This is a genomic window from Variovorax boronicumulans, from assembly GCF_009811375.1.
GTDB lineage: Bacteria > Pseudomonadota > Gammaproteobacteria > Burkholderiales > Burkholderiaceae_C > Variovorax > Variovorax boronicumulans.
On record NZ_BKDH01000004.1, the window covers coordinates 252,808 to 278,313 of the forward strand.

At 69.5% G+C, this 25,506-nt stretch carries 28 protein-coding genes; 16 read left to right on the top strand and 12 right to left on the bottom strand.

Annotated elements, in window-relative coordinates; all coding sequences use genetic code 11:
* Nucleotides 1-2: 2 nt before the first annotated feature.
* Genes VHAB30_RS26205 through VHAB30_RS26215 form a run of 3 tightly spaced genes read right to left on the bottom strand, consistent with a single transcriptional unit; the run spans nt 3 to nt 2,076 of the window.
* Nucleotides 3-947, bottom strand: coding sequence for a hypothetical protein (locus VHAB30_RS26205; RefSeq protein ID WP_159279115.1), 945 nt, complete (start codon nt 945-947; stop codon nt 3-5).
* The gene (locus VHAB30_RS26210; protein WP_159279116.1) at nt 944-1,672 is read right to left on the bottom strand and encodes a nucleotidyltransferase family protein; all 729 of its coding nucleotides are present in this window, start codon (nt 1,670-1,672) and stop codon (nt 944-946) included. The genes VHAB30_RS26205 and VHAB30_RS26210 overlap by 4 nt, the downstream gene beginning before the upstream one ends.
* 14 nt (nt 1,673-1,686) lie before the next feature.
* Complete coding sequence (locus VHAB30_RS26215) at nt 1,687-2,076, bottom strand: S-adenosylmethionine decarboxylase family protein (protein ID WP_159274196.1); 390 nt, start codon at nt 2,074-2,076, stop codon at nt 1,687-1,689.
* A 149-nt stretch (nt 2,077-2,225) separates the two neighbouring features.
* Between VHAB30_RS26215 and VHAB30_RS26220 the strand changes: the two genes are divergently transcribed.
* Nucleotides 2,226-4,331: a transketolase family protein gene (locus tag VHAB30_RS26220; protein WP_062473533.1), complete on the top strand. Its 2,106-nt coding sequence runs from the start codon at nt 2,226-2,228 to the stop codon at nt 4,329-4,331.
* Nucleotides 4,332-4,394: 63 nt separating this feature from the next.
* Nucleotides 4,395-5,396, top strand: coding sequence for a type I glyceraldehyde-3-phosphate dehydrogenase (gene gap / locus VHAB30_RS26225; protein ID WP_056575024.1), 1,002 nt, complete (start codon nt 4,395-4,397; stop codon nt 5,394-5,396).
* A gap of 73 nt (nt 5,397-5,469) precedes the next feature.
* Here the strand turns inward: gap and VHAB30_RS26230 are convergent, their stop codons facing one another.
* The 3 genes from VHAB30_RS26230 to VHAB30_RS26240 form a co-directional block, all read right to left on the bottom strand.
* Nucleotides 5,470-6,066: a hypothetical protein gene (locus VHAB30_RS26230; RefSeq protein ID WP_159279117.1), complete on the bottom strand. Its 597-nt coding sequence runs from the start codon at nt 6,064-6,066 to the stop codon at nt 5,470-5,472.
* Nucleotides 6,067-6,081: 15 nt separating this feature from the next.
* The gene (locus VHAB30_RS26235) at nt 6,082-6,672 is read right to left on the bottom strand and encodes a hypothetical protein (RefSeq protein WP_159279118.1); all 591 of its coding nucleotides are present in this window, start codon (nt 6,670-6,672) and stop codon (nt 6,082-6,084) included.
* 88 nt (nt 6,673-6,760) lie between these two features.
* Entirely contained in the window at nt 6,761-7,069 is a 309-nt protein-coding gene (locus tag VHAB30_RS26240; RefSeq protein ID WP_159279119.1) for a putative quinol monooxygenase, read from the bottom strand.
* A 208-nt stretch (nt 7,070-7,277) separates the two neighbouring features.
* Between VHAB30_RS26240 and VHAB30_RS26245 the strand changes: the two genes are divergently transcribed.
* Nucleotides 7,278-7,568 carry a YciI family protein gene (locus VHAB30_RS26245; RefSeq protein ID WP_062473524.1) on the top strand — a complete coding sequence of 97 codons (291 nt, stop codon included), beginning with the start codon at nt 7,278-7,280 and terminating at the stop codon, nt 7,566-7,568.
* A 24-nt stretch (nt 7,569-7,592) separates the two neighbouring features.
* Here VHAB30_RS26245 and VHAB30_RS26250 read toward each other — a convergent pair whose 3' ends face one another.
* Together VHAB30_RS26250 and VHAB30_RS26255 are read right to left on the bottom strand one after the other, a co-directional pair.
* On the bottom strand, nt 7,593-8,666 hold the full coding sequence (locus VHAB30_RS26250) for a pirin family protein (protein ID WP_174250291.1): 1,074 nt from the start codon (nt 8,664-8,666) through the stop codon (nt 7,593-7,595).
* Between the two features lie 147 nt (nt 8,667-8,813).
* Complete coding sequence (locus VHAB30_RS26255; RefSeq protein WP_159279121.1) at nt 8,814-9,230, bottom strand: VOC family protein; 417 nt, start codon at nt 9,228-9,230, stop codon at nt 8,814-8,816.
* Nucleotides 9,231-9,394: 164 nt separating this feature from the next.
* Here VHAB30_RS26255 and VHAB30_RS26260 point away from each other — a divergent pair, with 164 nt between their 5' ends.
* The gene (locus tag VHAB30_RS26260) at nt 9,395-10,969 is read left to right on the top strand and encodes a CYTH and CHAD domain-containing protein (RefSeq protein ID WP_159279122.1); all 1,575 of its coding nucleotides are present in this window, start codon (nt 9,395-9,397) and stop codon (nt 10,967-10,969) included.
* Nucleotides 10,970-11,036: 67 nt separating this feature from the next.
* Here the strand turns inward: VHAB30_RS26260 and VHAB30_RS26265 are convergent, their stop codons facing one another.
* Nucleotides 11,037-11,513, bottom strand: coding sequence for an FKBP-type peptidyl-prolyl cis-trans isomerase (locus VHAB30_RS26265; protein ID WP_062473516.1), 477 nt, complete (start codon nt 11,511-11,513; stop codon nt 11,037-11,039).
* Between the two features lie 38 nt (nt 11,514-11,551).
* The gene (locus tag VHAB30_RS26270; protein WP_139702923.1) at nt 11,552-12,481 is read right to left on the bottom strand and encodes a LysR family transcriptional regulator; all 930 of its coding nucleotides are present in this window, start codon (nt 12,479-12,481) and stop codon (nt 11,552-11,554) included.
* 139 nt (nt 12,482-12,620) lie between these two features.
* Here VHAB30_RS26270 and VHAB30_RS26275 point away from each other — a divergent pair, with 139 nt between their 5' ends.
* The 11 genes from VHAB30_RS26275 to VHAB30_RS26325 all read left to right on the top strand — a co-directional run bounded on the left by VHAB30_RS26275 (nt 12,621) and on the right by VHAB30_RS26325 (nt 23,261).
* Complete coding sequence (locus VHAB30_RS26275) at nt 12,621-13,205, top strand: NADPH-dependent FMN reductase (protein ID WP_159279123.1); 585 nt, start codon at nt 12,621-12,623, stop codon at nt 13,203-13,205.
* Entirely contained in the window at nt 13,202-14,056 is an 855-nt protein-coding gene (locus tag VHAB30_RS26280; protein ID WP_159279124.1) for a pirin family protein, read from the top strand. Before VHAB30_RS26275 ends, VHAB30_RS26280 begins: the two co-directional genes overlap by 4 nt.
* Before the next feature lie 96 nt (nt 14,057-14,152).
* Complete coding sequence (locus VHAB30_RS26285) at nt 14,153-15,358, top strand: M20 aminoacylase family protein (protein WP_095747339.1); 1,206 nt, start codon at nt 14,153-14,155, stop codon at nt 15,356-15,358.
* Between the two features lie 39 nt (nt 15,359-15,397).
* A complete protein-coding gene (locus VHAB30_RS26290) occupies nt 15,398-16,372 on the top strand; it encodes a tripartite tricarboxylate transporter substrate-binding protein (protein ID WP_174250292.1) in 975 nt (324 codons plus the stop codon).
* A gap of 445 nt (nt 16,373-16,817) precedes the next feature.
* Entirely contained in the window at nt 16,818-17,960 is a 1,143-nt protein-coding gene (locus VHAB30_RS26295; protein ID WP_095948363.1) for a branched-chain amino acid ABC transporter substrate-binding protein, read from the top strand.
* Between the two features lie 15 nt (nt 17,961-17,975).
* Entirely contained in the window at nt 17,976-18,911 is a 936-nt protein-coding gene (locus VHAB30_RS26300; RefSeq protein ID WP_159279125.1) for a 4-hydroxyproline epimerase, read from the top strand.
* Nucleotides 18,912-18,922: 11 nt separating this feature from the next.
* A complete protein-coding gene (locus VHAB30_RS26305) occupies nt 18,923-20,026 on the top strand; it encodes an NAD(P)/FAD-dependent oxidoreductase (RefSeq protein ID WP_159279126.1) in 1,104 nt (367 codons plus the stop codon).
* Complete coding sequence (locus VHAB30_RS26310) at nt 20,023-20,271, top strand: (2Fe-2S)-binding protein (protein ID WP_139702916.1); 249 nt, start codon at nt 20,023-20,025, stop codon at nt 20,269-20,271. The genes VHAB30_RS26305 and VHAB30_RS26310 overlap by 4 nt, the downstream gene beginning before the upstream one ends.
* Nucleotides 20,268-21,542 carry an NAD(P)/FAD-dependent oxidoreductase gene (locus VHAB30_RS26315; RefSeq protein ID WP_159279127.1) on the top strand — a complete coding sequence of 425 codons (1,275 nt, stop codon included), beginning with the start codon at nt 20,268-20,270 and terminating at the stop codon, nt 21,540-21,542. The genes VHAB30_RS26310 and VHAB30_RS26315 overlap by 4 nt, the downstream gene beginning before the upstream one ends.
* A complete protein-coding gene (locus tag VHAB30_RS26320; protein ID WP_390904045.1) occupies nt 21,539-22,255 on the top strand; it encodes a GntR family transcriptional regulator in 717 nt (238 codons plus the stop codon). The genes VHAB30_RS26315 and VHAB30_RS26320 overlap by 4 nt, the downstream gene beginning before the upstream one ends.
* A 79-nt stretch (nt 22,256-22,334) precedes the next feature.
* Entirely contained in the window at nt 22,335-23,261 is a 927-nt protein-coding gene (locus tag VHAB30_RS26325) for a fatty acid desaturase family protein (protein WP_159279128.1), read from the top strand.
* Between the two features lie 4 nt (nt 23,262-23,265).
* Here the strand turns inward: VHAB30_RS26325 and VHAB30_RS26330 are convergent, their stop codons facing one another.
* Nucleotides 23,266-24,156, bottom strand: a complete 891-nt coding sequence (locus VHAB30_RS26330; protein ID WP_159279129.1) for an EamA family transporter — start codon at nt 24,154-24,156, stop codon at nt 23,266-23,268.
* Nucleotides 24,157-24,245: 89 nt separating this feature from the next.
* Between VHAB30_RS26330 and VHAB30_RS26335 the strand changes: the two genes are divergently transcribed.
* A complete protein-coding gene (locus VHAB30_RS26335; RefSeq protein ID WP_159279130.1) occupies nt 24,246-25,133 on the top strand; it encodes a LysR family transcriptional regulator in 888 nt (295 codons plus the stop codon).
* Between the two features lie 12 nt (nt 25,134-25,145).
* Here VHAB30_RS26335 and VHAB30_RS26340 read toward each other — a convergent pair whose 3' ends face one another.
* Entirely contained in the window at nt 25,146-25,469 is a 324-nt protein-coding gene (locus tag VHAB30_RS26340; protein WP_159279131.1) for a hypothetical protein, read from the bottom strand.
* Between the last annotated feature and the right edge of the window lie 37 nt (nt 25,470-25,506).

Sequence of the window (25,506 nt, forward strand, 5' to 3'; positions counted from 1 at the left end):
TTTCACTTTCGATACGGTGCAAGTCCGGGGTCCGCGGGTACCAGATGCCGCCATGGGAACACATCCTGTGCAAAGTGGCTGACGTAGCCGCCGATCGTTGACTGGATGACCATGAATTGCAGCCGCTGCCGCACGCCCTGCAGCTGCTGCAGCTGGGCCAGGTCGAGGCAGGTGTTGCGCAGCCTCAGCACGCGCAGCTGCGCGCCCACGGGGCTGTGCAGCAAGGCCTCGTAGTCTGCGAAGGCCGTGATGCCGCCGGGCGTCCGGTCGGCCGGCCACGCCATCTGCTGCTCGGTGGATTCGGAAAAATCCAGCAGCCTGAGGCCCGGCAGCTGCGTTGCGGCGGCCAGGTGGCGGATGAAGTGCTGCGTGGCGAAATGGGCGCCGACGCACAGGCTGGTCAGTTGGGGCAGCGGCACGGCGAAGAAGTCGGCGTTCGGCGCGTTCGGCACCGTCAGTTCGCTCAGGTGCGGCGTCTTGCGCACCCAGCGCGCGATGTCGCCGCCCTCTTCGAGGATGCCGTCGCTGGTGCAGACGAGCGACTGGTTGTGGTCCTCGGGCTGCGTCGGCTTGATGAACAGCGAGCGCAGGCGGGGAAACATCACCGGGCTCTCGAGCAGCGGCGTGAACATCCATTCGCGCGAGCCGTTGGCGCCGCTGTCGGGGCCGCTGAACGACAGCGAGGTGATGCAGTCGGCCACGTCCTGCCGGCTCAGGCAGGCCAGGGTTTCGTCGAAGGCGTCGCCCCAGGTGTCGCCGAAGTATTCGACGTGCCAGCCCTGGCGCATGGGCGCGAGGCTCAGGCGCGTGAAGTCGCTCACGTAGAGCGGTACGGTCAGCGGGTCTTCGGGCGTGCCGTCGTTGCGTTCGGCGGCGGTCGCCAGGGCCAGGTCCTGCAGGCGCTGCGGCAGCAGGCGCAGGGCGTCGGGCAGCGGCGCGAGCGTCATGCGCCCGCTGCCGGCGCGACCCCGGCGTTGAGTTGCTGCAGGCGCTGCGGCGTGCCCACGTCGGTCCAGTCGCCGGTGTAGAGCTCGGCGCTCACCTGCTGGTTGTCCATGGCCGCGCGCAGGATCGGTGCCAGCGGGGCCTTGATGCCGTCCGGATTGCCAGCCGGGATGTCGCAGTACGGCGGCGCGAACAGCGCGGCGCGGTACAGGCCGATGGTCGAGAAGGTGTATTTTTCGGCCGCCTGGTTCAGCGCGAGCCCGTCGGGCGAGAGGCCGAAGTCGCCCTTGAGGTTGTGCGCCGGGTTCGGCACCAGCCACAGGTGGGCGAGCTTGCCGCTGGCCAGGAAGCGGTCGACCGCGGCCTGGGTGAAGCGGAAACCGGGCGCGAACACGTCGCCGGCCGCGACCCAGAACACCTCACCGAGCAGCGGCAGCGCGCGCACGATGCCGCCGGCTGTTTCGAGCGCGCCGCCGAAGTCGCGGCCTTCGTCGGAATAGGAGACGGACAGCGCGCCATGCCCGTCCAGCACGGGGTTCGCGCCGAACCGGGCGGCGACCTGCGCGCCCAGCCAGTCGGTGTTGACCACCAGTTCGGTGAAGCCTCCCTCGGCCAGCGCCTCCATCGGCCACTGCATCAGCGGCTTGCCGCGCACCTCGAGCAGCGGCTTGGGCGTGGTGTCGGTCAGTGGCCGCATGCGTTCGCCGCGGCCGGCGGCCAGGATCATCGCGCGCACCGCCATCACTGCACCGACCCGGCCACACGGCCGCGTTGCAGTTCGTTGCGTTCGCTGTGGCCGGGCTGGAACAGCGCCACCAGGCAGGCCATCAGCGCATGCGCCTTGGCCGAGTGGTCGGCGCCGAAGTTGCAGACGTACACATCGAGCGTCACGCCGCGCTGCTCGGGCCAGGTGTGGATGCACAGGTGCGATTCGGCCAGCAGCAGCGTGGCCGTCACGCCGCCCGGCCCCTGCGGCGTTGCCGGAAAACCATGGACCAGCTTGCCCACCGCCTGCAGCCCGGCGGCGGCCACGGCCTTGGTGCAGACCTCGCCGAGCGCGCGCCCGTCGGTGAGCCATTGGAGGCCGCATTGGCAGTCGTGGAGATCGGCGGTGAGGTGCAGCCCTTGCATGGGGGGCAACTCTAGCAGCCGGGCCTGCGACACAAGAGAGCATCAGTGGGGTGTTGGCCCTGTATCGAGGCCGGGCGCGGCTCGCCCGGTAAAATCTCGGGTTCTCCCGTATCCCCCACCCACCCTTTTCCCCCGAAAGCCCACTGCCCATGGCAAACCAAGCCCTGATGGCCAACGCGATCCGCGCGCTGGCAATGGATGCCGTTCAACAAGCCAATTCCGGACATCCGGGCGCACCGATGGGCATGGCCGACATGGCCGTCGCCCTGTGGGGCGAGCACCTGCGCTACAACCCCGCCAACCCGCACTGGTTCGACCGCGACCGCTTCGTGCTGTCCAACGGCCACGCCTCGATGCTGATCTACGCGGTGCTGCACCTCACGGGCTACGACCTGCCCCTGGCCGAGATCAAGAACTTCCGCCAGCTGCACAGCAAGACCGCCGGCCACCCCGAAGTCGACGTCACCCCCGGCGTCGAAACCACCACCGGCCCGCTGGGCCAGGGCATCACCAATGCCGTGGGCTTCGCGCTGGCCGAGAAGCTGCTGGCCGCCGAGTTCAACCGCAAGGACCTGGCCATCGTCGACCACCACACCTACGCCTTCCTGGGCGACGGTTGCATGATGGAAGGCATCAGCCACGAAGCCTGCGCCCTGGCCGGCGCCTGGCACCTGAACAAGCTGATCGCCCTGTACGACGACAACGGCATCAGCATCGACGGCCAGGTCAAGCCCTGGTTCATCGACAACACCGAAGAACGCTTCAAGGGCTACGGCTGGAACGTCGTCGGCCCCATCGACGGCAACGACGCCAAGGAAGTGGCCAAGGCCATCGCCAAGGCCAAGAAGGAAGCCACCAAGCCCACGCTGATCGTCTGCAAGACCACCATCGGCAAGGGCAGCCCGAACCGCGCCGGCACCGCCAAGGCGCACGGCGAGGCGCTGGGCGCCGAAGAAATCAAGCTCACGCGCGAAGCCATCGGCTGGCCCTACCCCGCCTTCGAAATCCCGGCCGAGGTGTATGCCGACTGGGACCACAAGGCCGAAGGCGCCAAGACCGAAGCCGCCTGGAACGACACCTTCGCCGCCTACACGGCCGCGTACCCTGAACTCGCCGCCGAGTTCACGCGCCGCATGAAGGGCGAGCTGCCCAAGAACTTCCATCAGGTCGCGTTCGACACCGTGGTCGCCGCCCATACCAAGGGCGAAACCGTGGCCAGCCGCAAGGCCAGCCAGCTCGCGCTGGAAGCCTTCACGGCCGCGCTGCCCGAAATGCTCGGCGGCAGCGCCGACCTCACGGGCTCCAACCTCACCAACACCAAGAGCACTGCCGCGCTGCGCTTCGACGCCAAGACCGGCGCCGTCGTGCTGAACGCGCCCCCCGCACCGGTGGTGCCCCAGGGCGGCGAAGACGAAGCCGCACAAGGTGATGCCGTCGAGCCGCCGCACGGCGAGATCGGCCGCCACATCAATTACGGCGTGCGCGAATTCGGCATGGCCGCCATCATGAACGGCGTGGCGCTGCACGGCGGTTACATCCCCTACGGCGGCACCTTCCTCACCTTCAGCGACTACAGCCGCAACGCCATCCGCATGGCCGCGCTCATGAAGCGCCGCGTGGTGCACGTGTTCACGCACGACTCCATCGGCCTGGGCGAAGACGGCCCGACGCACCAGTCGATCGAGCACGCCGCCTCGCTGCGCCTCATCCCGAACCTGGACGTCTGGCGTCCGGGCGACACGGCCGAAACCGCCGTGGCCTGGGCTGTCGCACTGCAGAACGCCACGCGCCCGACCGCCCTGCTGCTGAGCCGCCAGAACATCGCCTACGCCGCCAAGAGCGACCTGGGCGACATCAGCCGCGGCGCCTACGTGCTGTCCGAGCCCGAGAACGTCGGCCTCAAGAACAAGAAGACGGCGGCGGTCATCATCGCCACCGGTTCCGAAGTGCAGCTCGCGCTGGCCGCCCAGAAGCTGCTGGCCGACAAGAAGATCGCCGTGCGCGTGGTGTCGATGCCCTCGACCACCACCTTCGACCGCCAGGACCTGGCCTACAAGAAGGCCGTGCTGCCCAAGAAGATCCCGCGCGTCGCGGTCGAAATGGGCTGCACCGATGGCTGGTGGAAGTACGGCTGCGCGGCCGTGGTCGGCATCGACAGCTACGGCGAGTCGGCCCCCGCGCCCGTGCTGTTCAAGCACTTCGGTTTCACGGCGGAGAACGTGGCCGCCACCGTGGAAGCGGCTCTGCGCGACTGAGCGTCGCGCGGTTCGTCCTTTTCCCGTCCGATCAAAAGTTTTTCAACCTTAGGAGCAAGTCAGATGGCTATCAAACTCGGTATCAACGGCTTCGGCCGCATCGGTCGCAACGTGCTGCGCGCAGCCGTGCAGAACTTCAAGAACGACATCGAAATCGTTGCCATCAACGACTTGCTCGAGCCGGAATACCTGGCTTACATGCTCCAGTACGACTCGGTGCATGGCCGCTTCAAGGGTGAAGTCACGGTCGAAGGCAACACGCTGATCGTCAACGGCAAGAAGATCCGCCTGACGCAAGAGCGCGACCCGTCGCAGCTCAAGTGGAACGAAGTCGGCGCCGACATCGTGCTCGAGTCGACCGGCCTGTTCCTCACCAAGGAAACCGCGCAGAAGCACATCGACGCAGGCGCCAAGAAGGTGATCCTGTCGGCCCCCTCGAAGGACGACACCCCCATGTTCGTCTACGGCGTGAACGACAAGAAGTACGCCGGCGAAGCCATCATCAGCAACGCCAGCTGCACCACCAACTGCCTGGCCCCGCTGGCCAAGGTGCTGAACGACAAGTGGGGCATCAAGCGCGGCCTGATGACCACCGTGCACGCCGCCACCGCCACGCAGAAGACCGTGGACGGCCCGAGCAACAAGGACTGGCGCGGCGGCCGCGGCATCCTGGAAAACATCATTCCGTCGTCGACGGGCGCGGCCAAGGCCGTGGGCGTGGTGATCCCCGAGCTCAACAAGAAGCTCACCGGCATGAGCTTCCGCGTGCCGACCTCCGACGTGTCGGTGGTCGACCTGACCGTCGAACTCGTCAAGGACGCCACCTACGCCGAGATCTGCGCCGAAATGAAGGCACAGAGCGAAGGCGCGCTGAAGGGCGTGCTGGGCTACACCGAAGACAAGGTCGTCGCCACCGACTTCCGCGGCGACCCGCGCACCTCGATCTTCGACGCCGAAGCCGGCATTGCACTGGACGGCACCTTCGTGAAGCTCGTGAGCTGGTACGACAACGAATGGGGCTACTCGAACAAGTGCCTCGAGATGGTGAAGGTCGTGTCGAAGTAAGACTTCGCGGCCTCAACAAAAAACGCGCCCTCGGGCGCGTTTTTTATTGGGCGATGGGAACGATCTGGCCCGCTCAGCGCAGCTTCTCGTTGCGCCGAATCTCGCTGCTGAGCTGCGCCGTCATCCGCGTGGCCGCGCGCCGTGCGGCCAGGCCGTAGTCGCCGTTGAACTCGCCGAACTCCGCCGTGCCGTTGCCGACCGCGCGCACGCGCGTGACTTCGGCGCCCGCGGTGTCGGTCACCACGCAGGCGACCTCGGCCGTGAACGCGGTGGGCGGCCAGGTGATCCATGAAGACGAGCTCGAATCGGTCTTGATCTGCGGCGTGAACACCAGCGACACGCCCGCCGCTTCGTTCGCCTTGGCATCGCCCGCGGTGCGCAGCACGACGACGTTGCGGTAGACCCCGCGCAGCGCATCGCGGATCGATTTTTCGAGGTCGCGGTACGGGTAGTAGCTCACGCGGTCGCCGCTGCCGCCGGCGGTGGTCACCTGCAGGTCGCGCTGTGCGTCGGTCATCACGTAGGCCACCTTCTTGGGAATGAGGTGGGCGGCCGACCGGGGCGGTGCGGTCTCGGTGATCATCGTGATCGGGTGGGCGCAGCCCGCCAGCAGCACGGCGGTTGCCAGCACGGCGGCCAGCCGGGGCGTCAGGGAAGAAAGAAGCGTCATGGTGCGTTCCCGGCCTTACTGCGCAGGCGGCGCGATGGCCGCGACGAATTGCGGATCGGCATACACCTGCCGCAGCAGCGCCCGCACCAAGCGCGGGTACGCGGCCTGCCCGGCGGGCACGGCCACGATGTTGGCGTAGCTCGAATCGAAGGCGATCTCGCCGCGGTAGGTCTTGCGCAGCGTCTGTGCGGCGTTGCGCGTGACGGTGACTTCGACGTCCATGCGGCCGGAGCCGTTGACCACGCCCAGGTCGAGTTCGTTGACGAGGATCCGCGCCGCGATGCGCGTCGGCGCCTTGGGGTCGTAGACCGAGATCTCGCCCAGGTCGCGCATCAGTGCGTCTTCGAGGTACTGGGCGAAAGTGCCGCTGGGCGACACCAGCTTGGCGCGGCGCAGGCGCAGGGTGTTGAGGGCGTCATTGGGGTCGGTCGGCTGCACCTTGCCCACCGCGACCTTGCCGGGGTTGTGCGCCTCGAGCCGGTCGAGCGCTTCGTAGTCAGCGGCATAGGGCGGTGCGCCGAGCTGTGCGCAGCCCGTGGCCAGTGCCGCCAGCAGGAGCGCGCCAGTGCGCCAGCGCAGACCCTGCGGTCTGGAGACGATCGCCATGTCTTGAACCCCCTCGTCCGAGATGTCTTCTTCTCCCCGGCGCGAGGGTAGCAGGCATCGCGCCGCGCGCGAAGGCGGCGCGGCCGGCTCAGATCGGCTCGAGCACGTGGATGCGCTTGCTTTCGGTGAACTCCCTGGTCTGGGCGCTGAAGGCCGCCATGTGCGGCGCGACCCCGTGGGCCTGCAGGGCCGGGAGCGAGGCCCACTTCTCGATGACCACGAAGGTGTCGGGCCCGAAGCTGGCCTTCGACGGCGGAATGCCCTGCGCGTCGATCGTGGCCCCGTACTCGATGCAGCCCTCTTCGGCGAGCACGGCGGCGCGGTTGGCCTTGAAGGCTTCGAGCAGACGGGCGCGCTGGCCGGGCTTGGCGGTGATGACGGCAACGACTTGGATCATGGAACAGGGTCTCCGGTGAAGTGACATGAACTGAGGAATGCAACGACCGAATCTACGAGATCGCACGGCGCTGCGCAGGTCCGGTGGGCGACAAGGCCCGCATGCACATGCCGCATGCGACAGTTACCGGGTAGACACACTCTCGCTCCACCACGGTCGTGCCGAGGTCATAGGATCGGGTCATCTTCCGCATCGACCTGCCTTTGCCATGTTCATCGTCACCCTGACCTACATCCGTCCGCTCGAGGAACTCGACGCTCTGATGGATGCGCATGTCACCTGGCTCAAGAAGCACTACGCCAGCGGCCTGTTCGTGGCCTCGGGGCGCCAGGTGCCGCGCAAGGGCGGCGTGATCCTGGCGCGCTCAGGCGACCGCGAGGGGCTCGAGGCGGTGCTGGCACGCGACCCCTTCGTGCAGGGCGGCGTCGCGCGCACCGACGTGATCGAGTTCATCCCGAGCATGACCGCGCTGAGCGTCGAGGTGCTGCGCGGCTACTGAGAACCGCGCAGCCTCGGAAGCCGGTCAGGCCCCCGGCACTTCCTCGCGCCCGTCGGGGTGCCGCGCGAAGCGCGCGGCCTCGGCGCCATGCACCGGCGCCGGGTCGGCCCAGGGCCAGCCGCCGAACTGCGTGCGGCGGTAGTCGGCCATCGTCTGCGCGATCTCGGCCTGCGTGTTCATCACGAACGGGCCGTACTGCGCCACCGGCTCGCCGATCGGTCGGCCCTGCAGCAGCAGGAACTCGCCGTCGCCCTCGGGGCCGTTGCACAGTTCCACGGCCGCGTCGGCGCGCAGTTCGATGGCCGCCGGCCCGTCCACGCGCCGCCCCGCCACCTGCGCGGTGGCGCCCTTGAAGAAATACAGCATGCGCCGCGTGCCCTCGCCGGCGGCGGGCGGCAGCGTCCAGCGCGCGCCGGGCGTCATGCGCAGCGTCCAGATCGCCAGGTCGGCGCCCGCCTGCGCGGCCCACGAAGCGGGCGGCGGCGCGAGCGGGTCGATGGCGGCCTGGGCTTGCGCATCATTGGCGCCGAAGCGCCCGGCGATCACCGCCACCTCGGTGCGACCGCCCTGCGCGTCGTCCGAGGCGAAGCGCGGAATCGCCTCCGACCAGAACATCGTGAAGTGCGGCTCGGCCATCTTGTTCCTGGCCGGCAGGTTGAGCCAGATCTGGAACAGCTCCAGCGGATTGGGCGCGCCGGCGTCCAGCAGCGGGAACATCTCCGAATGCACGATGCCCTTGCCGGCCGTGAGCCACTGCACGTCGCCGCCGCCGAAACGCGCGGTGGCGCCCAGCGAGTCGGAGTGGTCGACCAGGCCCTTGCGCACGATGGTCACCGTCTCGAAGCCGCGGTGCGGGTGCGAGGGAAAGCCCGGCACCGTCTCGCCGTGGTACATGCTCCAGCCGTCCTTGCGGCTGAAGTCCTGGCCGATCTGGCGGCCGGCCAGCGAGGCCTCGGGGCCCATGCGGCCGTTGCCCTTCGGGTACGCGTCGTCGTGGTAGACGCAGAACAGGAAGGGGTCCAGCGTCTGCCACGGGAAGCCGAGCGGCTGGACCTGGACGATGGGAGACGCGCTGTGGTTGTCGTTGCTGTCGGACATGTCGGTATTCCTTGGTGAGGCAGGCACGGCCGCCATGCGGGCCGCGCCGGAACCAGGAATATCGGGGCGGCGCCGCCTTTCGGTAGTTGCCTTCCGCGCAACGATCAAGAGCGCATATGGAACGATGGGCATCGTCCGGCCCCAAGGTCACTGTTGGGGCATCTCGGCGTTCGGGTCCATGTAGACCAGTTCCCAGATGTGGCCGTCCAGGTCCTGGAAGCCGTGGCCGTACATGAAGCCGTAGTCCTTCGGCTCGCGTGGCGTCGTGCCGCCGGCGGCCACCGCCTTGGCGACCAGGTCGTCGACCTCGGCCCGGCTCTCGCACGACAGGCATACCAGCACCTCGTTCTCCTTGCGGGCGTCCGCGATGCCCTGGTTCGTGAAGGTCTTGAAGTAGTCCTCCATCAGCAGCATCGCGTGGATGCTGCCTTCGTGGATGACCATGCAGGCAGCGTTCGCGTCGGTGAACTGCGGGTTGAAGGTGTAGCCCAGCGCGCCGAAGAAAGCCTTGCTCTTGTCGAGGTTCCGGACGGGGAGGTTCACGAAGATCTGCTTGGTGGCCATGGTGTCTTTCCTGTGCTGATGAAGGGTGAATGGGGTGTTTGCCGACATCTTGTGTACGCCGTCCACAAAAGATATCAAAGAAAATGGACGGTGTCCACATGATTTTTCGAAGCACCGGAAATCGGCCGGCACCACCTCGTTGAGGGGGAAAAAGAGCGGGCATCATGAACACCATGGAAATCGAGTTCAAGTTCTGTATTCCCGCCGGCCGCCTGAAGGCCGTCGAAGCCGCATTGCGGCGCGGCGCCGTCGTGCGCACGCGCCTGCAGGCCCGCTATTTCGACACCGCCGACCAGCGTCTTGTCGCCGACGGCATGGTGCTGCGCCTGCGCAAGGAGGGCCGGCGCTGGGTGCAGACCGTCAAGGCCGCCGGCGACAACGCGCTGCACCGGCTCGAGCACAACGTCGACCTGGGCACCGGCGCCGCCGTGCCCGCCATCGACCCCGCGCGCCACGCCGGCACGCCCGTCGGCGAGCGGCTGGCCCGCCTGCTGCAGCCGACCGATGGCGATGCGGTGCCGCTGGTCGAGCGCCAGTCGACCGACATCGTGCGGCTTACGCGCGACCTGCGCGTGAGCGGCCCGGCCGGCGCCGTGGTCGAGATGGCGCTCGACGTCGGCAAGGTCGTCGTGCACGCGGGCACGCCCGCGCAGCGCACCTCACCCGTGTGCGAGCTGGAGCTCGAACTCAAGAGCGGCGACGTGCAGGGGCTCGTGGCGCTCGCACGGCGCTGGGCGCAGCAGCACGGCCTGTGGTTCAGCACCGTCTCGAAGGCCGAGCGCGGCATGCGCCTGCTGGCCGAACAGGAGACGGTGCCCGCCGTGAAGGCCGAAGCGCCGCGCTTTTCCACTCATGGCCCCGACGGCCGCGCCATCCAGCAGGCCATCGTCGCGTCGTGCCTGGACCAGATGCTGCCCAACGCCAGCGAGATCGCCGCGGGCAGCACCGACGAAGAGCAGATCCACCAACTGCGCATCGGCATCCGCCGCCTGCGCACCGCGCTGCGCGAACTGGCGGGGCTCGATGCCGATACGAGCCGCTTCGACGCTGCCATGTGGGAGCCGCCGCTGGTCGACGCCTTCCGCGCGCTCGGCGAACTGCGCGACCGCGAACAGGTCGTGAAGCTCGCGCAGCCGCGGCTGCGTGAGGCGGGTGCGCCGGAGGTCGATCCGCTGGCAGGCGATGCGGTTGCTGTTGCCGCGCAGGCATCGACACCCGGCGACATCGTGCGCGCCGCCGCGTTCCAGGACGTGCTGGTGTCGCTGATCGGTTTCACCGCCGTCGCGCCCGAGTCGACGGGCCCGGCACCGCTCGCCGCCGACGCGGCCCTTCAGCTGCTGCGCGAGCGGCTCCGGCGCCTGCACAAACAGGCGGTGCGCGACGGCCGGCGCTTCGAATCGCTCGCCACCGAACACCAGCACCGCGCGCGCAAGCGGCTCAAGCGCCAGCGCTACCTGGCGGAGTTCGCGGCGCCGCTGTTCGCCGAGGCGGAAGGCGGCAAAAAGAAGAAGGACGCGGCCGACCGCTACCTGAAAGCCCTGCGCCCCGCGCAGGACGCACTGGGCGCGTTCAACGACGAGGCCGTGGCGCTCGCGCTGTACCGCGAAGTCGCATCGCGCGATCCGCGTGCGTGGTTCGCGGTGGGCTGGTTCAGCGCGCGCCGCGCGGCGGGGGCGACGGCGTGTCGCCAGGCGCTGGAGACGATCGGCGAGGCGCCGAGGTTCTGGAAGAAGAACTAAGAAGAAACAACTGGCGAAGCGAACGCCGGGCCACGCGGCCCTCGGCGTTCGTCACCGACTCCGGCACTCAGTGGTGGTGGCCGTGCGCCCCATGCACATGCCGGTGCTCGATCTCCACCGGCAGCGCCGCGCGCACGTCCGTCACCTGCAGGCTGAACTTCAGCGCCTTGCCGGCCCAGGGGTGGTTGCCGTCGAGCAGCACGACCGGGCCCTTGATCTTGGTCACGGTGAAGACGTGCTCGGTGCCGTCGTCGAGCCGGCCCTGCAGCTGGCCGCCGACCTTCACGCCGGGTGGGAACTCGGTCTTGGGGATGGTGCGCACCAGCGCCTCGTCGCGCAGGCCGAAGGCGTCTTCGGGGGCGAGGTTCAGCGTGGTCTGGTAGCCCTTTTCCTGGCCGTCGAGCGCCTGCTCGATCTTGGGCAGGGTGTTCTCGTAACCGCCATGCAGGTAGGCCATCGGCTCGGGGCTGGCTTCGATGAGCTTGCCCTGGGCGTCGGCGACTTTGTACTTGAGGGTGACGACGGTGTCTTTTTCGATTTTCATGGCGGGCATTTTCTGTGGAAATCGATCCGTGGCTGAAGTCAGGTCATCCGCGCCCGCCACACATCCGGCAACGCCTCCTCCTCCCGCAGCTTCTGCGTCACCATCCCGATGAACGCCGACACCGCCCGCGGCAGGTGCTTGCGGCTCGGGTAGACCACGCTCAGCCCGTGCCCGGTGCGCTGGTACTGTGGCAGCACCGGCACCAGCCGCCCCGCCTCCACGTCGAGCCGCCCCATGGCCGGCGGCAGCAGCGCGATGCCCAGGCCGGCGATGGCGGCCTTGCGCAAGGCCTGCGCCGTGTTGCCGCTGAAGCGGCCGCCCACCTGCACTTCTTCTTCCTTCCCGCCGGGCCCGGTCAGGCGCCAGGTGGTGCGACCGCTGGGGTGGGCGGGGGTCACGCAGTCGTGGTCGGCCAGCTCAGGCAGCGTGGCGGGCGTGCCGCGCGCGGCCAGGTAGGCGGGGCTGGCGACGAGGCCGTCGGTGCGCGGGCCGAGCAGCTGGCGGGCGACGTACCCCGAGTCGGCCAGCGCGCCGCCGCGGAAGGCGATGTCGATCTGCTCGGCGATCAGGTCGGCCTTGGCGTCGCTGAGCACGAACTCGACGCGCACCAACGGGTACGTGGCCAGGAAGTCGGCCACCCAGGCCATGGGGAAGAAGTCGAAGAAATCGGCCGTGGCCGCCACGCGCACGCGGCCGCTGGGTTCCTGGCTGCCGGTGATGAGCGCCTGCCCGGCCTCGACCAGCCCGTCGACCGCCTCGGCGCACTGTTCGTGAAACGCCTGCCCGGCGCCGGTGAGCGTGAGCTTGCGCGTCGAGCGCTGCAGCAGCCGGGTGCCGAGCTGCGCCTCCAATTGCTGGATGCGCCGGCTCACGGTGTTGGGCGGCAGGCCCAGCCGGCGGCCGGCCTCGGCAAAGCTGCCGTGGCGCACCACCTGCACGAAGACGGCGATGTCGTTGAGATCGAGCATGGCGGGGCCTATTCCTTCTGTTCGTGGATGAGTGCAATCCGACTCTACCGTCTAGTCGATCAATGCGTGCATGCCTAACCTTCAGTCCATGGCCTTTCCGGCCTTCGACCACCCCATTTCATTCAGGAGCACGCACCCCATGAGCGCACAACAACCCCGCATCGGCATCGTCATCGGCTCGACCCGCGAAGGCCGCTTCGGCGAAAAGCCCGCGCACTGGATTCACGACATCGCGAAGCAGCGCACCGACCTGGCCTTCGAGCTGGTCGACCTGCGCGAGCACCCGTTGCCCTTTTTCAACGAAGCCGGCGCGCCGGCCTGGGGCCCGGTGAAGAACGAGGCCGCGCAGCGCTGGCAGGCCAAGCTGGCCACCTTCGACGGGCTCATCATCGTCACGCCCGAGTACAACCATGGCCCGAGCGCGGTGCTGAAGAACGCGATCGACTGGGCCTACAAGGAGTTCATCCGCAAGCCAATCGGCTTCGTGGGCTACGGCGGCGTGGGCGCGGCGCGGGCCGTGGAGCAGCTGCGGCTGGTCGCGGTCGAGATGCAGATGGCGCCGGTGCGCCACGCGGTGCACATCGGCATGGTCGAGTTCCTCGGCATCTGGCAGCAGGGCAAGTCGTTCGACGACTTCCCGCACCTGGCGCAGTCGGCCACGGGCCTGCTCGACGACATGGCGTGGTGGACCCGCGCACTGAAGACCGCCAGGGAGGCCGTATGAGCGCGGTCGTTGCAGCAGACACCCGCGCCATCGTCTACCGCACGCGCGGCGCGAAGCACGGGCCGATCACGCGGCTCATGAGCCCCGGCGACCTGGGCGAATATCTCAAGCCCTTCGTGTTCCTCGACCTGTTCGGCTTCGATGTCGACGGCGGCCACAAGGGCTTCGGCCTGCACCCGCACTCGGGCATCGCCACGCTGACGTGGCTGATCGAAGGCGACACGCTGTACGAGGACACGACCGGCGAACAGGGCGTGCTGCGCGGCGGCGGCGTCGAGTGGATGCGCGCTGGCAACGGCGTGTGGCACACGGGCGCACCGGCGCCGGGCGTGACGCGCGTGCAGGGCTTCCAGCTCTGGGTGGCGCTGCCGGCCGCCGAGGAAAACGCGCCCGCGCAGAGCATCTACCTCGCGCCCTCGCAGGTGCCGCAGGAAGGCCCGGCTCGCGTGCTGCTCGGACGCTACGGCGCGGCGCAGAGCCCCATTCCAGCACCCTCGCCGATGAACTACCTGGCCGTGCAGTTGAAGGACGGCGAACGCTGGCGCTACACGCCGCCCGCCGGCCACACGGTGGGCTGGGTGGCGGTGAACGCGGGCCGGCTCGACGCGGGCGACGGCACCGGCGGCCCCATCGGCACGGGCGAGCTCGCGGTGTTCGAGGAGTCCGGTGCGGCCATCGACGTCGTGGCGCAGGGCGACACGGCCTTCGTGCTCGGCTCGGCGGTGCCGCATCCGCACGAGCTGGTGATGGGCCACTACTCGGTGCACACGAGCCGCGCGACGCTCGACCGGGGCGAGGCCGAGATCCGCCGCATCGGCGCGACGCTGCGCGCGCAAGGCCGGCTCGCCTGAGCGACGAACCGCGCGTAAGCCAGCATGCGCCCCGCGGGCGGCTGCGCCAGAATCGTTCGCTTCTGTTTTTCGCGAACGATCCCGCAGCCGCCCGCCATGAATCTTGTCGACGCCTTCGCCGCCCACGCCACCCGTTTCATCGACATCCGGCGCGACATCCACGCGCACCCCGAACTCGGTTTCGAAGAGCACCGCACCTCCGAGAAGGTCGCGAGCCTGCTGACCGAATGGGGCATCGAGGTGCACCGCGGCATCGCGGGCACCGGCCTCGTCGGCGTGCTGCGCAAGGGCACGGGCAGCCGCACCATCGGCCTGCGCGCCGACATGGACGCATTGCCGCTGCACGAAGCCAACGAGTTCGCCCACAAATCGACGAACCCCGGCCGCATGCACGCCTGCGGCCACGACGGTCACACGACGATGCTGCTGGCCGCCGCCTGGCACCTGTCGCAACAAGGGCCGGATGATTTCGACGGCACCGTGCATTTCATCTTCCAGCCCGCCGAGGAGATGGGCAAGGCCGGCGCCAAGAAGATGATCGACGAGGGCCTGTTCGAGCGCTTTCCGTGCGACGCGGTCTTCGGGCTGCACAACTTCCCCGTCGGCGACGTCGGCCGCTTCGCGCTCAACGAAGGTGCGCTGATGGCGTCGAGCAACACCTACAAGATCACCGTGCGCGGGCGCGGCACGCACGCCTCGATGCCGCACACCGGCATCGACCCGGTGGCCGCGGTGGTCACGCTGGCGCAGCAACTGCAGACCATCGTGGCGCGCACCATTCCCAGCACCGAGCGCGCACTGCTGGCGGTCACGCAGCTGCAGGGCTCGGATGCGCCCAATGTGATTCCCGATGTGGCGACGGTGGGCGGCACGATCCGCACCTTCTCCATCGAGGCCATCGACAAGCTCGAGGCGCGGCTGCGCGAAGTGGCGGCCGGCGTGGCGGCGGCGCATGGCTGCACGGCCGAGGTGTACTTCAACCGCTCCTCGCCGCCGACCGTGAACCATCCGGCCGAGGCGCGCTTTGCCGCCGGCGTGATGCGCGAGGTGGTGGGCGACGACATGGTCACCGACAACTTCCCTGCCGTGATGGGCGCCGAGGACTTCGCGCACATGCTGCTCGCGCGGCCCGGCTGCTACGCCTTCCTGGGCAATGGCGACGGCGACCACCGGCTCGACGGCCACGGGCCCGGCCCTTGCATCATCCACAACACCTCGTTCGACTTCAACGACGAGATCATCCCGATCGGTGCCAGCTACTTCGTGAAGCTGGTGCAGCGCTGGTTGCCGTCGGGCACCTGAAAAACAATTTTTTTGTTGACGATGAAAGCGGCCACCTCGATGACTTTTCCCCTGTTCACCCGACGTTCGCTGGCTGCGCTTGCAGCCGCCGTGGCCCTGGGCGGCCTTGGTGCCGCGCACGCGCAGCAGCGCGTGATCCACATCATCGTGCCCTTCGGCACGGGCGCCGTGCAGGACACGGTGGCGCGCGCCTTCAACAACGAGCTGGGCGTCGCGCTCGGCGGCAGCGCCATCGTCGAGAACCGCGCGGGCGCGGGCGGCACGGTGGGCGCGGCGGTGGCGGCCAAGGCGCCGGCCGACGGCAACACGCTGGTGCTGGCGGCGGCCAGCCACAACATCGCGGGCTTCCTGTACAGCAAGCTGCCCTACGACCCGCTGAAGGACTTCGTCGGCGTGGCGAACGTGGGCAATGCGGGCTACGTGCTGGCGGTGGCCAGCGGCATGAACGTGTCCAACACGGCCGACTTCATCAAGGAGGTCAAGGCCAACCCCGGCAAGTACAACTACGCCTCGGCCGGCAACGGCAGCGCCACGCACCTGGCGATGGCGTCGTTCCTCGCGAAGGCGGGGCTGCAGATGACGCACATCCCGACCAAGTCGACCGGCGAGGCCGTCAACGAGGTGCTCGCGGGCCGCGTGCAGGCGGTGATCTCGTCGAGCATCGGTGTGATGGGCTTCCAGGACGACGCGCGCGTGAAACTGCTGGCCTCCACGGGCCAGTCGCGCAGCCCCTTCCTGCCGAAGCTGCCGACGGTGGGCGAGAGCGGCCTGCCGGGCTACGCCTTCGATTCGTGGATTGGCCTGCTGGCACCGGCGGGCACGCCGAAGGCCGAGGTCGAGCGCATCAACGCGGCGGCCAACAAGGTGCTGGCCGATCCGGCGATCCAGGAACGCTTCAAGCGCCTGGGCGTGGAGCCGCGCAGCCAGAGCGCCGAAGCTTTCCAGAAGCTGCTGCGTGCGGATTGGGATGCGATGGGGGCGGTGGTGAAGGCTTCGGGGGCGAAGGTCGACTGACCTTTGCTTGCCTGGGTTGGCGCTCCTGTCTGGGGCGCGTGCCCGGGCCACCGGGTACTTCCCTCCGCGAATGTCCCCCGGGGCTGCGCCCCTCCTCCTTGATTTCGCTGCGGGAAGCACCCAGTGTCCCGGGCACGGGGCACGCTGCTGGTTCTCCGCTGATCAACCACCGCACTGACCCGATCACGTCGATGGGGTGCCTTGCGCAGCGAAATCAAGGAGGAGCCCGAAGGGCGGAGGACATTCGCGGAGCAAGGTGCCCCGTCGGCGTGATCGCGCCCCGAACGGCCCGTTCGTTCACAGATATCACAGAACCCCAGCGACTGAAAGAGCGCTTGCCCCACAGATATCCACAAGATATGTGCTTAATATATTTAAACTGAGACAGATCTCCCATGCACTCGGGCCCTGTCGTTTTTCATTGTTCCCAACCCTAGGAAGAAGCATGAAGTCACAAGCAGGCATGGTTTCCTCACTCAGTCTCGCGGGCCTGGTCGCCCTGGCCGTGGCCAGTCCCGCGCAGGCACAGGAGCAGGTGGTCAAGATCGGCCACAGCGGTCCGCTGTCGGGTCCCAACGCCTTCGCGGGCAAGGACAATGAAAACGGCATCCGCCTGGCCATCGAGGAACTCAACGCGAAGAAGCTCAGCGTCGGCGGCAAGACGCTGAAGTTCGAGCTGGTCTCCGAAGACGACCAGTGCGACGCCAAGACCGGCGTCAGCGTGGCGCAGAAGTTCGTCGACGACGGCGTCAAGTTCGTCATGGGCCCGTACTGCTCGGGCGTGGCCATTCCGGCCTCGCGCATCTACAGCGACGGCGGCACGCTGGTCTCCACCGTGGGCACCAACCCGAAGGTCACGCAGGGCGGCTACAAGAACCTGTACCGCATCATCGCCAGCGACAACCAGATCGGCGGCGCCATGGCCGTGTACGCGGCCAAGGAACTGAAGGTGAAGAAGGTCGGCGTGATCGACGACCGCACCGCCTTCGGCCAGGGCCTCGCCGAAGAGTTCACCAAGGAGGCCAAGAAGCAGGGCCTCACCATCGTGGGCCAGGAGTTCACCACCGACAAGGCCGTGGACTTCACCGCCATCCTGACCAACATGAAGGGCAAGGCGCCCGAGGCCATCTTCTTCGGCGGCTATGCGCCGCAGGCCGCGCCCATGGCGCGCCAGATGAAGCAGCTGGCCGTGCCCGGCAAGCTGCTGGGCGGCGACACCGTGTGCAGCCCGGCCACCGGCAAGATCGGCGGCGACGCGGTGAACGACCTGGTGTTCTGCGCGCAGGGCGGCTCCATGCTCGAGAAGGCGCAAAGCGGCCCGGCCTTCAAGGAGAAGTTCAAGAAGCGCTTCAACGTCGACCCCGACGCATACGCCGCCTCGTACTACGACCAGGTGCTGTTCATCGGCGAGTCGATGAAGAAAGCCAACGCCATCGACCCCGACAAGGTCGGCGCCGAGCTCTACAAGGCCACCTACAAGGGCGTGGCTGCCACCTACGCGTACGACGACAAGGGCAACATGAAGCAGGCGCCCATCACCGTCTTCACCTTCAAGAACGCGGCCCCCGTGCCGATCGCCAGTTACTGAGTGAGCCCCACACCCATGCAACGCATCCAGGTCATCGATTCGCACACGGGCGGCGAGCCCACGCGCCTTGTGATCGGCGGCTTTCCCGATCTGGGGAAAGGCTCCATGGCCGAGCGCCGCACGCTGCTGGCCGATCAACACGACAAGTGGCGCGCAGCCGCCGTGCTGGAGCCGCGCGGCAGCGACGTCGTGGTCGGCGCGCTGCTGTGCGAGCCGGTGTCGCCCGATGCCGCGGCGGGCGTGATCTTCTTCAACAACGCCGGCTACCTGGGCATGTGCGGCCACGGCACCATCGGGCTGGTCGCGAGCCTGGCGCACATGGGACGCATCGGCGTGGGCGAGCACCGCATCGAGACGCCCGTGGGCACGGTCACGACCACGCTGCACGAAGACGGCTCGGTGAGCGTGCGCAACGTGCCCGCGTACCGGCACCTGCACCAGGTGGCGGTCGAACTGACGGGCCACGGCACCGTGCGCGGCGACGTGGCGTGGGGCGGCAACTGGTTCTTCCTCGTGAGCGACCACGGCCTGCGCGTGGCGAGCGACAACCTCGCGGCGCTGACCGACTACACGGCCGCCTTGCGCAAGGCGCTGGCGGCGCAGGGCATCACGGGCGCGGACGGCGCGGAGATCGATCACATCGAACTCTTCGCGAACGACGACGAAGGCGCCGACAGCCGCAACTTCGTGCTGTGCCCCGGCAACGCCTACGACCGCTCGCCCTGCGGCACCGGCACCAGCGCCAAGATCGCCTGCCTCGCGGCCGACGGCAAGCTCGCGCCGGGCGCGGTGTGGCGGCAGGCCAGCGTGATCGGCAGCGTCTTCGAGGCGAGCTACGCGATGGACGGCGACCAGGTCATTCCCACGCTGCGCGGCCGCGCGCACATCAGTGCCGAGGCCACATTGCTTATCGACGACGAAGACCCCTTCGGCTGGGGCATCCGCCTCTGACACCGGGGCGCATGGACGCGGACGTCATCGTCATCGGCGCCGGCATCGTCGGCGCGGCGTGTGCCCATGCGCTGGCGCAGGCCGGGCGCCGCGTGCGCGTGCTCGACGCGCGCCTGGGCGGTGCCACCGGCGCGGGCATGGGCCACCTCGTGGTGATGGACGACAACGCGGCCGAGCTCGAACTCAGCCGTCATTCGGTCGCGCAGTGGCGTGCCCTCGCGCCGCGCCTGGGCGCCGACTGCGCCTACAGCCCCTGCGGCACGCTCTGGATCGCGGCGAACGACGAGGAAATGGCCGAGGCCGAACGCAAGCAGCAACGGCTGGGCGCGCTCGGCATCGAGAGCCGGCTGCTGGGCGCGGTCGAACTCGCGCGCGCCGAGCCCGCGTTGCGCCCCGGCCTGTCGGGCGCGCTCGAAGTGCCGGGCGACGGCATCCTCTATGCGCCGAATGCGGCGCGCTGGCTGCTCGCGCAGCATGCGGCATTGGTGCAGGTCGAGCACGCGAAGGTCGAGGCCATCGAGGACGACGGCACGCTGCGCCTGGCCGATGGCAGCCGCCGCACCGCGCCGCAGGTCGTGCTCGCCAACGGCATCGAGGCGACGACGCTGTGCCCCGAGCTGCCGATCCGCCCGAAGAAGGGCCACCTGCTCATCACCGATCGCTACCCCGGCACGGTGCATCACCAGCTCGTCGAACTCGGCTACGTGACCAGCGCGCACCACAGCGACGGCGACTCGGTCGCCTTCAATGTGCAGCCGCGGCCCACGGGGCAGCTGCTGGTCGGCTCGTCGCGCCAGTTCGACACGACCGACCTGGCCGTCGAGGCGCCGATGCTCGCGCGCATGCTGCAGCGCACGCTCGACTACCTGCCGGGGCTCGCTGACCTGAATGCCGTGCGCGCGTGGACCGGCCTGCGCGCCGCCTCGCCCGACGGCCTGCCGCTGCTGGGCAGGCACCCGTGGCGCGAGAAGCTCTGGCTCGCGGTAGGCCACGAAGGGCTGGGCGTGACCACGGCACCGGGCAGCGCGCACGTGCTCGCGGCGCTGATGACCGGCAGGGCGCCCGATTTCGACGCCGCGCCGTATGCGCCGCGCGGCCTGCGGGAGAGGGCATGAGCGATCAGACCTTGCTGCACATCGATGGACAGCCCGTGCGCGTGAAGGCCGGCAGTTCGGTCGCCGCCGCCTTGCGCATCGCGGGCGGCATGGGCGCGGCGCGCACCTCCGTCACGGGCCAGCCGCGCGCGCCGTTCTGCGGCATGGGCGTGTGCCAGGAATGCCGCGTGCAGATCGACGGGCGGCGACGGCTCGCCTGCCAGACCGTGTGCGCCGAGGGCATGCGCGTGGAGACCACGGCATGAGCGGCGTGGCGATCGACGCGTGCGATGTGCTGGTCGTCGGCGCGGGCCCGGCGGGCATGGCCGCGGCCGTGGCGGCGGCGGCCAGCGGTGCGTCGGTCGTGGTGATCGACGACAACCCCGCGCCCGGCGGACAGATCTGGCGCGATGGCCCCGGCGCGTCGCTGCCGCCGGCGGCACGCCAATGGCGCGAGGCGCTCGCACGCCACGCGAACCTCCGCGTGCGCAGCGGCACGCGTGTCGTTGCTGCGCCAGCCTCCCACGAGTTGCTGCTCGAAGACGCCGAAGGTGCGACGCGCATGCGGTGGCAAAAACTGATCCTGTGCACCGGCGCGCGCGAACTGCTGTTGCCCTTCCCCGGCTGGACGCTGCCCGGCGTGACGGGCGCGGGCGGGCTGCAGGCGCTGATCAAGGCCGGCCTGCCGGTCGAGGGCGAACGCATCGTCGTCGCGGGCAGCGGGCCCTTGCTGTTGGCCGCCGCTGCCACCGCCAAGGCGGCGGGCGCGCAGGTGCTGCGCATCGCCGAGCAGGCCTCGTTCGCCTCGGTCGCGGCCTTCGGTGCCAGCCTCGTGCGCTGGCCCGGCAAGGCCGTGCAGGCGCTCACGCTGGCCGATGCACGCTATCGCACCGCGTCGCGCGTGGTCTCGGCACAGGGCACGGCGCAGGTCGAATCGGTGCGGCTGCGCGAAGGCAGCCGCGAGGTCGAGATGGCCTGCGACCGCATCGCCTGCGGCTTCGGCCTCACGCCCAACACGCAGCTCGGCCAGTTGCTCGGCTGCGCGCTGGCGGGGCAAGCCATCACAGTCGATGCGTTGCAGGCCACGAGCGTCGCAGGCATCTACGCGGCCGGCGAATGCACCGGCTTCGGCGGCAGCGAGCGCGCGCTGGTGCAGGGCACCATCGCCGGCCATGCCGCCGTCGGCGAGGCCGCCCAGGCCCGCGCGCACGACCGCGAACGCGCCCGCTGGGACGCCTTCGCCGCCCAGCTGCACCGCCGCTTCGCGCTGGCCGACGACCTCAAGGCCCTGCCCCGGCCCGACACGCTCGTGTGCCGCTGCGAGGACGTGCCTTTTGCCGCGCTCGCGGCCTGCACCGGCTGGACCGACGCCAAGCTGCACCGCCGCTGCGGCATGGGCGCCTGCCAGGGGCGCGTCTGCGGCGACGCGGCGCAGTTCCTGTTCGGCTGGACGCCGCCCGCGCCGCGCCCGCCGCTGGTGCCGGTGCGCATCGAGACACTGGCCGGGCTTGCAGCCCCCGGCGACGCCCGACAATGACGGCCCCGCCTCAGTACACGCACGAGCACACCCACATCCCCACCATGGCCGCCCCGAAGACCGCTCCCCGACCCCCGCCCAAGCGCCGCGCGGCCGACCTGGCCTACGACGCCATCGAGGCGCTGCTGTCCACCATGCAGCTGGAGCCCGGCAGCCAGATCGTCGAGGCCGAGCTGGCCGAGCGCACGGGCCTGGGCCGCACGCCGGTGCGCGAGGCGCTGATGCGCATGGTGTCGATCGGCCTCATCGTGCAGCAGCCGCGCCGCGGCCTGCTGGTGTCGACCATCGACCTGGCCGACCACCTCGACGTGATCCAGACCCGCCGCGTGCTCGAGCAGCTGATTGCCGCCTGCGCCGCGCGCCGCGCCACCGCGCCGCAGCGCCAGGCCATCGTGCGCTGCGCCGAGGCGATGGTCGAGGCCGCCGGCCGCGGCGACCTGAACGACTACATGCAGGCCGACCGCGCGCTCGACCTCGTCACGCACCAGGCGAGCCACAACGACTCGGCGGTGAAGGCGGTGGTGCCGCTGATCGTGCAGTGCCGGCGCTTCTGGTACGCCTACCAGCACGAGGGCGAGATCGTCGAGGGCGCCAACGCGCACCTCGAACTGGCGCAGGGCATCGCCACCGGCGACGAGGCCGCGGCCATCGCGGGCGCCGAGCGGCTCATGGACTACCTCGAAGTCTTCGCCCGGAAAATCATCGACAAGTAGGCCGAAGGGCCTCGCCTGCCCCCGCCCACACCGGGGAACTACGCGTGATCTGCCGGCGCCTTCGCCGCATACTGGCCCGATGGCCGCTGCACCCCGCGCTCGACCCGAAGACTTCTTCACCCCCGACGAGTGGCAATCGCTCACCGCGCGCTCGTCCTGGCGAGGCCTGTGGCTGGTGGCGCACTGCTGGGGCGTGATCGGCGCCGCGATGCTCGTGGGCATCGTGTGGCCGTGGACGATTCCGCTCATGGTGCCGATCGTCGGCACGCGCCAGCTGGGCCTGTTCATCCTCATGCACGATGCCGCGCACGCGGGGCTGCACCGCCACCGCAAGGTCAACGACTGGGTCGGCTACTGGTTGTGCTCGCCCACGCTGCGCGACTACCGGCCCTATCACCTGCAGCACCACCGCTTCGTGCAGCAGACGGAAGACCCGGACCTCGTGCTGTCGGCGCCCTTCCCGATCTCGCGCGACTCGATGTGGCGCAAGGTCGTGCGCGACCTGAGCGGCCAGACCTTCTACAAGCAGCGCTTCGGCCACATCGCCGACGGCATTCGACAACGTGCACCGGGTGAATCGGCGCTGCGCGTGTTCGGGCGCGAGCTGGCGAAGGACAGGCGCTTTCTCATCGGCAACGGACTGGGCCTGCTGGCCTTCGCCGTGGCGGGCTACTGGTGGGCCTGGGTGGCGATGTGGCTGCTGCCGATGGCGACCTGGCTGCCGCTCGTGAGCCGCGTGCGCAACATCGCCGAGCATGCGCTGGTGGCGCAGAACGAGGCCGATCCGCTGCGCCAGGCGCGCACCACGCACGCCGGCTGGCTCGAACGCATCTTCGTGGCGCCCTACTGGGTCAACTACCACTGCGAGCACCACATGTTCACCAACCTGCCCTGCTGGGCGCTGCCGAAGGCGCACCGCCTGCTGCAGCGCCAGGGCGCGACCGCGCGCATGGAAGTGCAGCCCGGCTACCTGCAGCTGCTGCGCCAGGCAGCGCCAGTGGCGTAAGCCTTCAGCGGCTGGGTGCGGGCTGCACCGCCGCCACCGGCTGCGCACCGCGCTGCGCCTGCTGGCTCAGCCAGATGCTCGCGATCACGATGCCGATGCCCGCCATCTGCCAGCCCGAGAGGCTCTGGCCCAGCAGCGCCCAGCCCAGGATCACGGCCGTCACCGGGCTCAGGAAGGCCAGCGGCGCGATCGCCGAGGGCTCCAGCCGGGCCACGCCGCGGAACCACACGATGTAGGTGAGCGCGGCGCCGACCAGGCCGAGCCAGGCGAAGCCGACCCAGTTCATCGCCGTGAGCGCCGGCAGCGGCGGTTCCAGCCACAGCGCCACCGGCAGCAGCAGCAGGCCGCCGGCCGTCAGCTGCCAGGCCGTGAAGGTCAGCGCCGACACCGGCGGCTGCCAGCGGCGGCTGAGCACCGTGCCGAAGGCCATCGACACGGCCGCCGCGAGCGCCGCGGCGATGCCCAGCGCATCGAGCGCGGCGTTCGGCGTGAGCACCAGCAGCGCCACCCCGCCCATGCCGATCACGGCCGCCGCCACCGACAGCGCGCGCACCGGCGCACCCAGCAACAGGCCGGCGAGGAACACCACGAACAGCGGCTGCACCGAGGTGATGGTGGCCGCCACGCCGCCCGGCAGCCGGTAGGCCGCCAGGAACAGCATCCCCCACAGCACCGAGAAGTTCAGCGCGCCCAGCAGCAGGATGCGCCCCCACCACGCCCGGGGCGGCAGCTGGCGCACGATGAGCATCAGCAGCAGGCCCGCCGGCAGCGCGCGCAGCAGCGCCACCGTCAGCGGGTAGTTCGCCGGCAGCAGCTCGGTGGTCACGATGTAGGTGCTGCCCCAGACCGCGGGCGCGATCGCGGTGAGCAGGAGGTCGGTGGTGCGGGAGGTCATGGCTCGAATCTAGGGCGTTGACCTGTGGTTGTGAATGCTCGAATAATGAATTGATTCTTTACTGACAGTCGTCAATCGAGCGCCGGCCCATGGACCATCTCACCGCCCTCAAGGTCTTTCGCACCACCGCCGCGGCGGGCAGCTTCGCCGGCGCCGCGCGGCAGCTGGGGCTGTCGGCCGCGGCCGTCAGCAAGAACATCGCCGAGCTGGAGGCGCACCTGAAAGTGCGGCTGATCAACCGCACCACGCGCAGCATGAGCCTCACCGAGGCCGGCGCGGCCTACGTGGAACGGCTCGCGCGCATCCTCGACGACCTGGACGAGGCCGACGCCGCGCTGGCGCCCGTGGGCGCGAGCCCGGGCGGCGTGCTGCGCGTGAGCGCGCCGCTGACCTTCGCGCTGACCTGCATCTCGCCGCACATCCCCGCCTTCCTGACGCGCCACCCGAACCTGCGGCTCGAGCTGAACCTGCAGGACACCCGCATCGACCTGATCGGCGAGGGCTACGACCTCGCGATCCGCGGCAGCGACCGGCTGGAGGATTCGAGCCTGGTCGCGCGCGAGCTCATGACCATGACCCACGTGCTGTGCGGCGCGCCCGGCTACTTCGCGGCCCACGGCCGGCCCGCCGCGCCCGAAGACCTGAAGGCCCACGAGTGCGTGCAGTTCACGCTGTCGGGCCACGCGAACAAGTGGACCTTCCGCCGCGCCGGGCGCAGCGTGGCGGTGCCCATCGACGGGCGCTACAAGGTCAGCTCCAGCATCGCCGTGCGCGACGCCCTGCTCGCGGGCTTCGGCCTGAGCCTGGTGCCGCGCATCTATGTCGAACCGGAGCTGGCGGCGGGCCGGCTCGAAGCCGTGCTCGAAGACTGGGAGGCCGACCGCACGCCGGTGTACGCCGTGTACCCGTCGCGTCACCTGGCGGCGAAGACGCGCGCCTTTGTCGACTTCCTGCTGGAGCGGTTCGCGGCGCGTTGAGGCGCGCGGCGGCTAGTCGCCTGCCGGCTCGGCGATCTCGGGCGCTTCCCACCCCAGCAGCTCGGCCAGCCGCTGCACGATCCAGCCGGCCTCGGGCACCGACACGCCCGATTCCGGCGTGGCCAGGCCCGCGTGGATGCGCCGCAGGATCTCGCTTTCGACCGGCACCTCGGTGTGGTGCTGGATCTGCGCATGGCCCACGAGGTGGCCTGCGAGGTCTTCGCAGATCTCGTAGCGCGCGCGCACCACGTCGATCGGCTCGCTCAGGCGCTGACGCGTGTCGCTGTAGACCGCGAAGAACGAGGGCGGGATGTAGATCTGGTTGTCGTCGGACATGGCGGCGCGGGATGCAGGGCAGGCCCCAATGACAAAA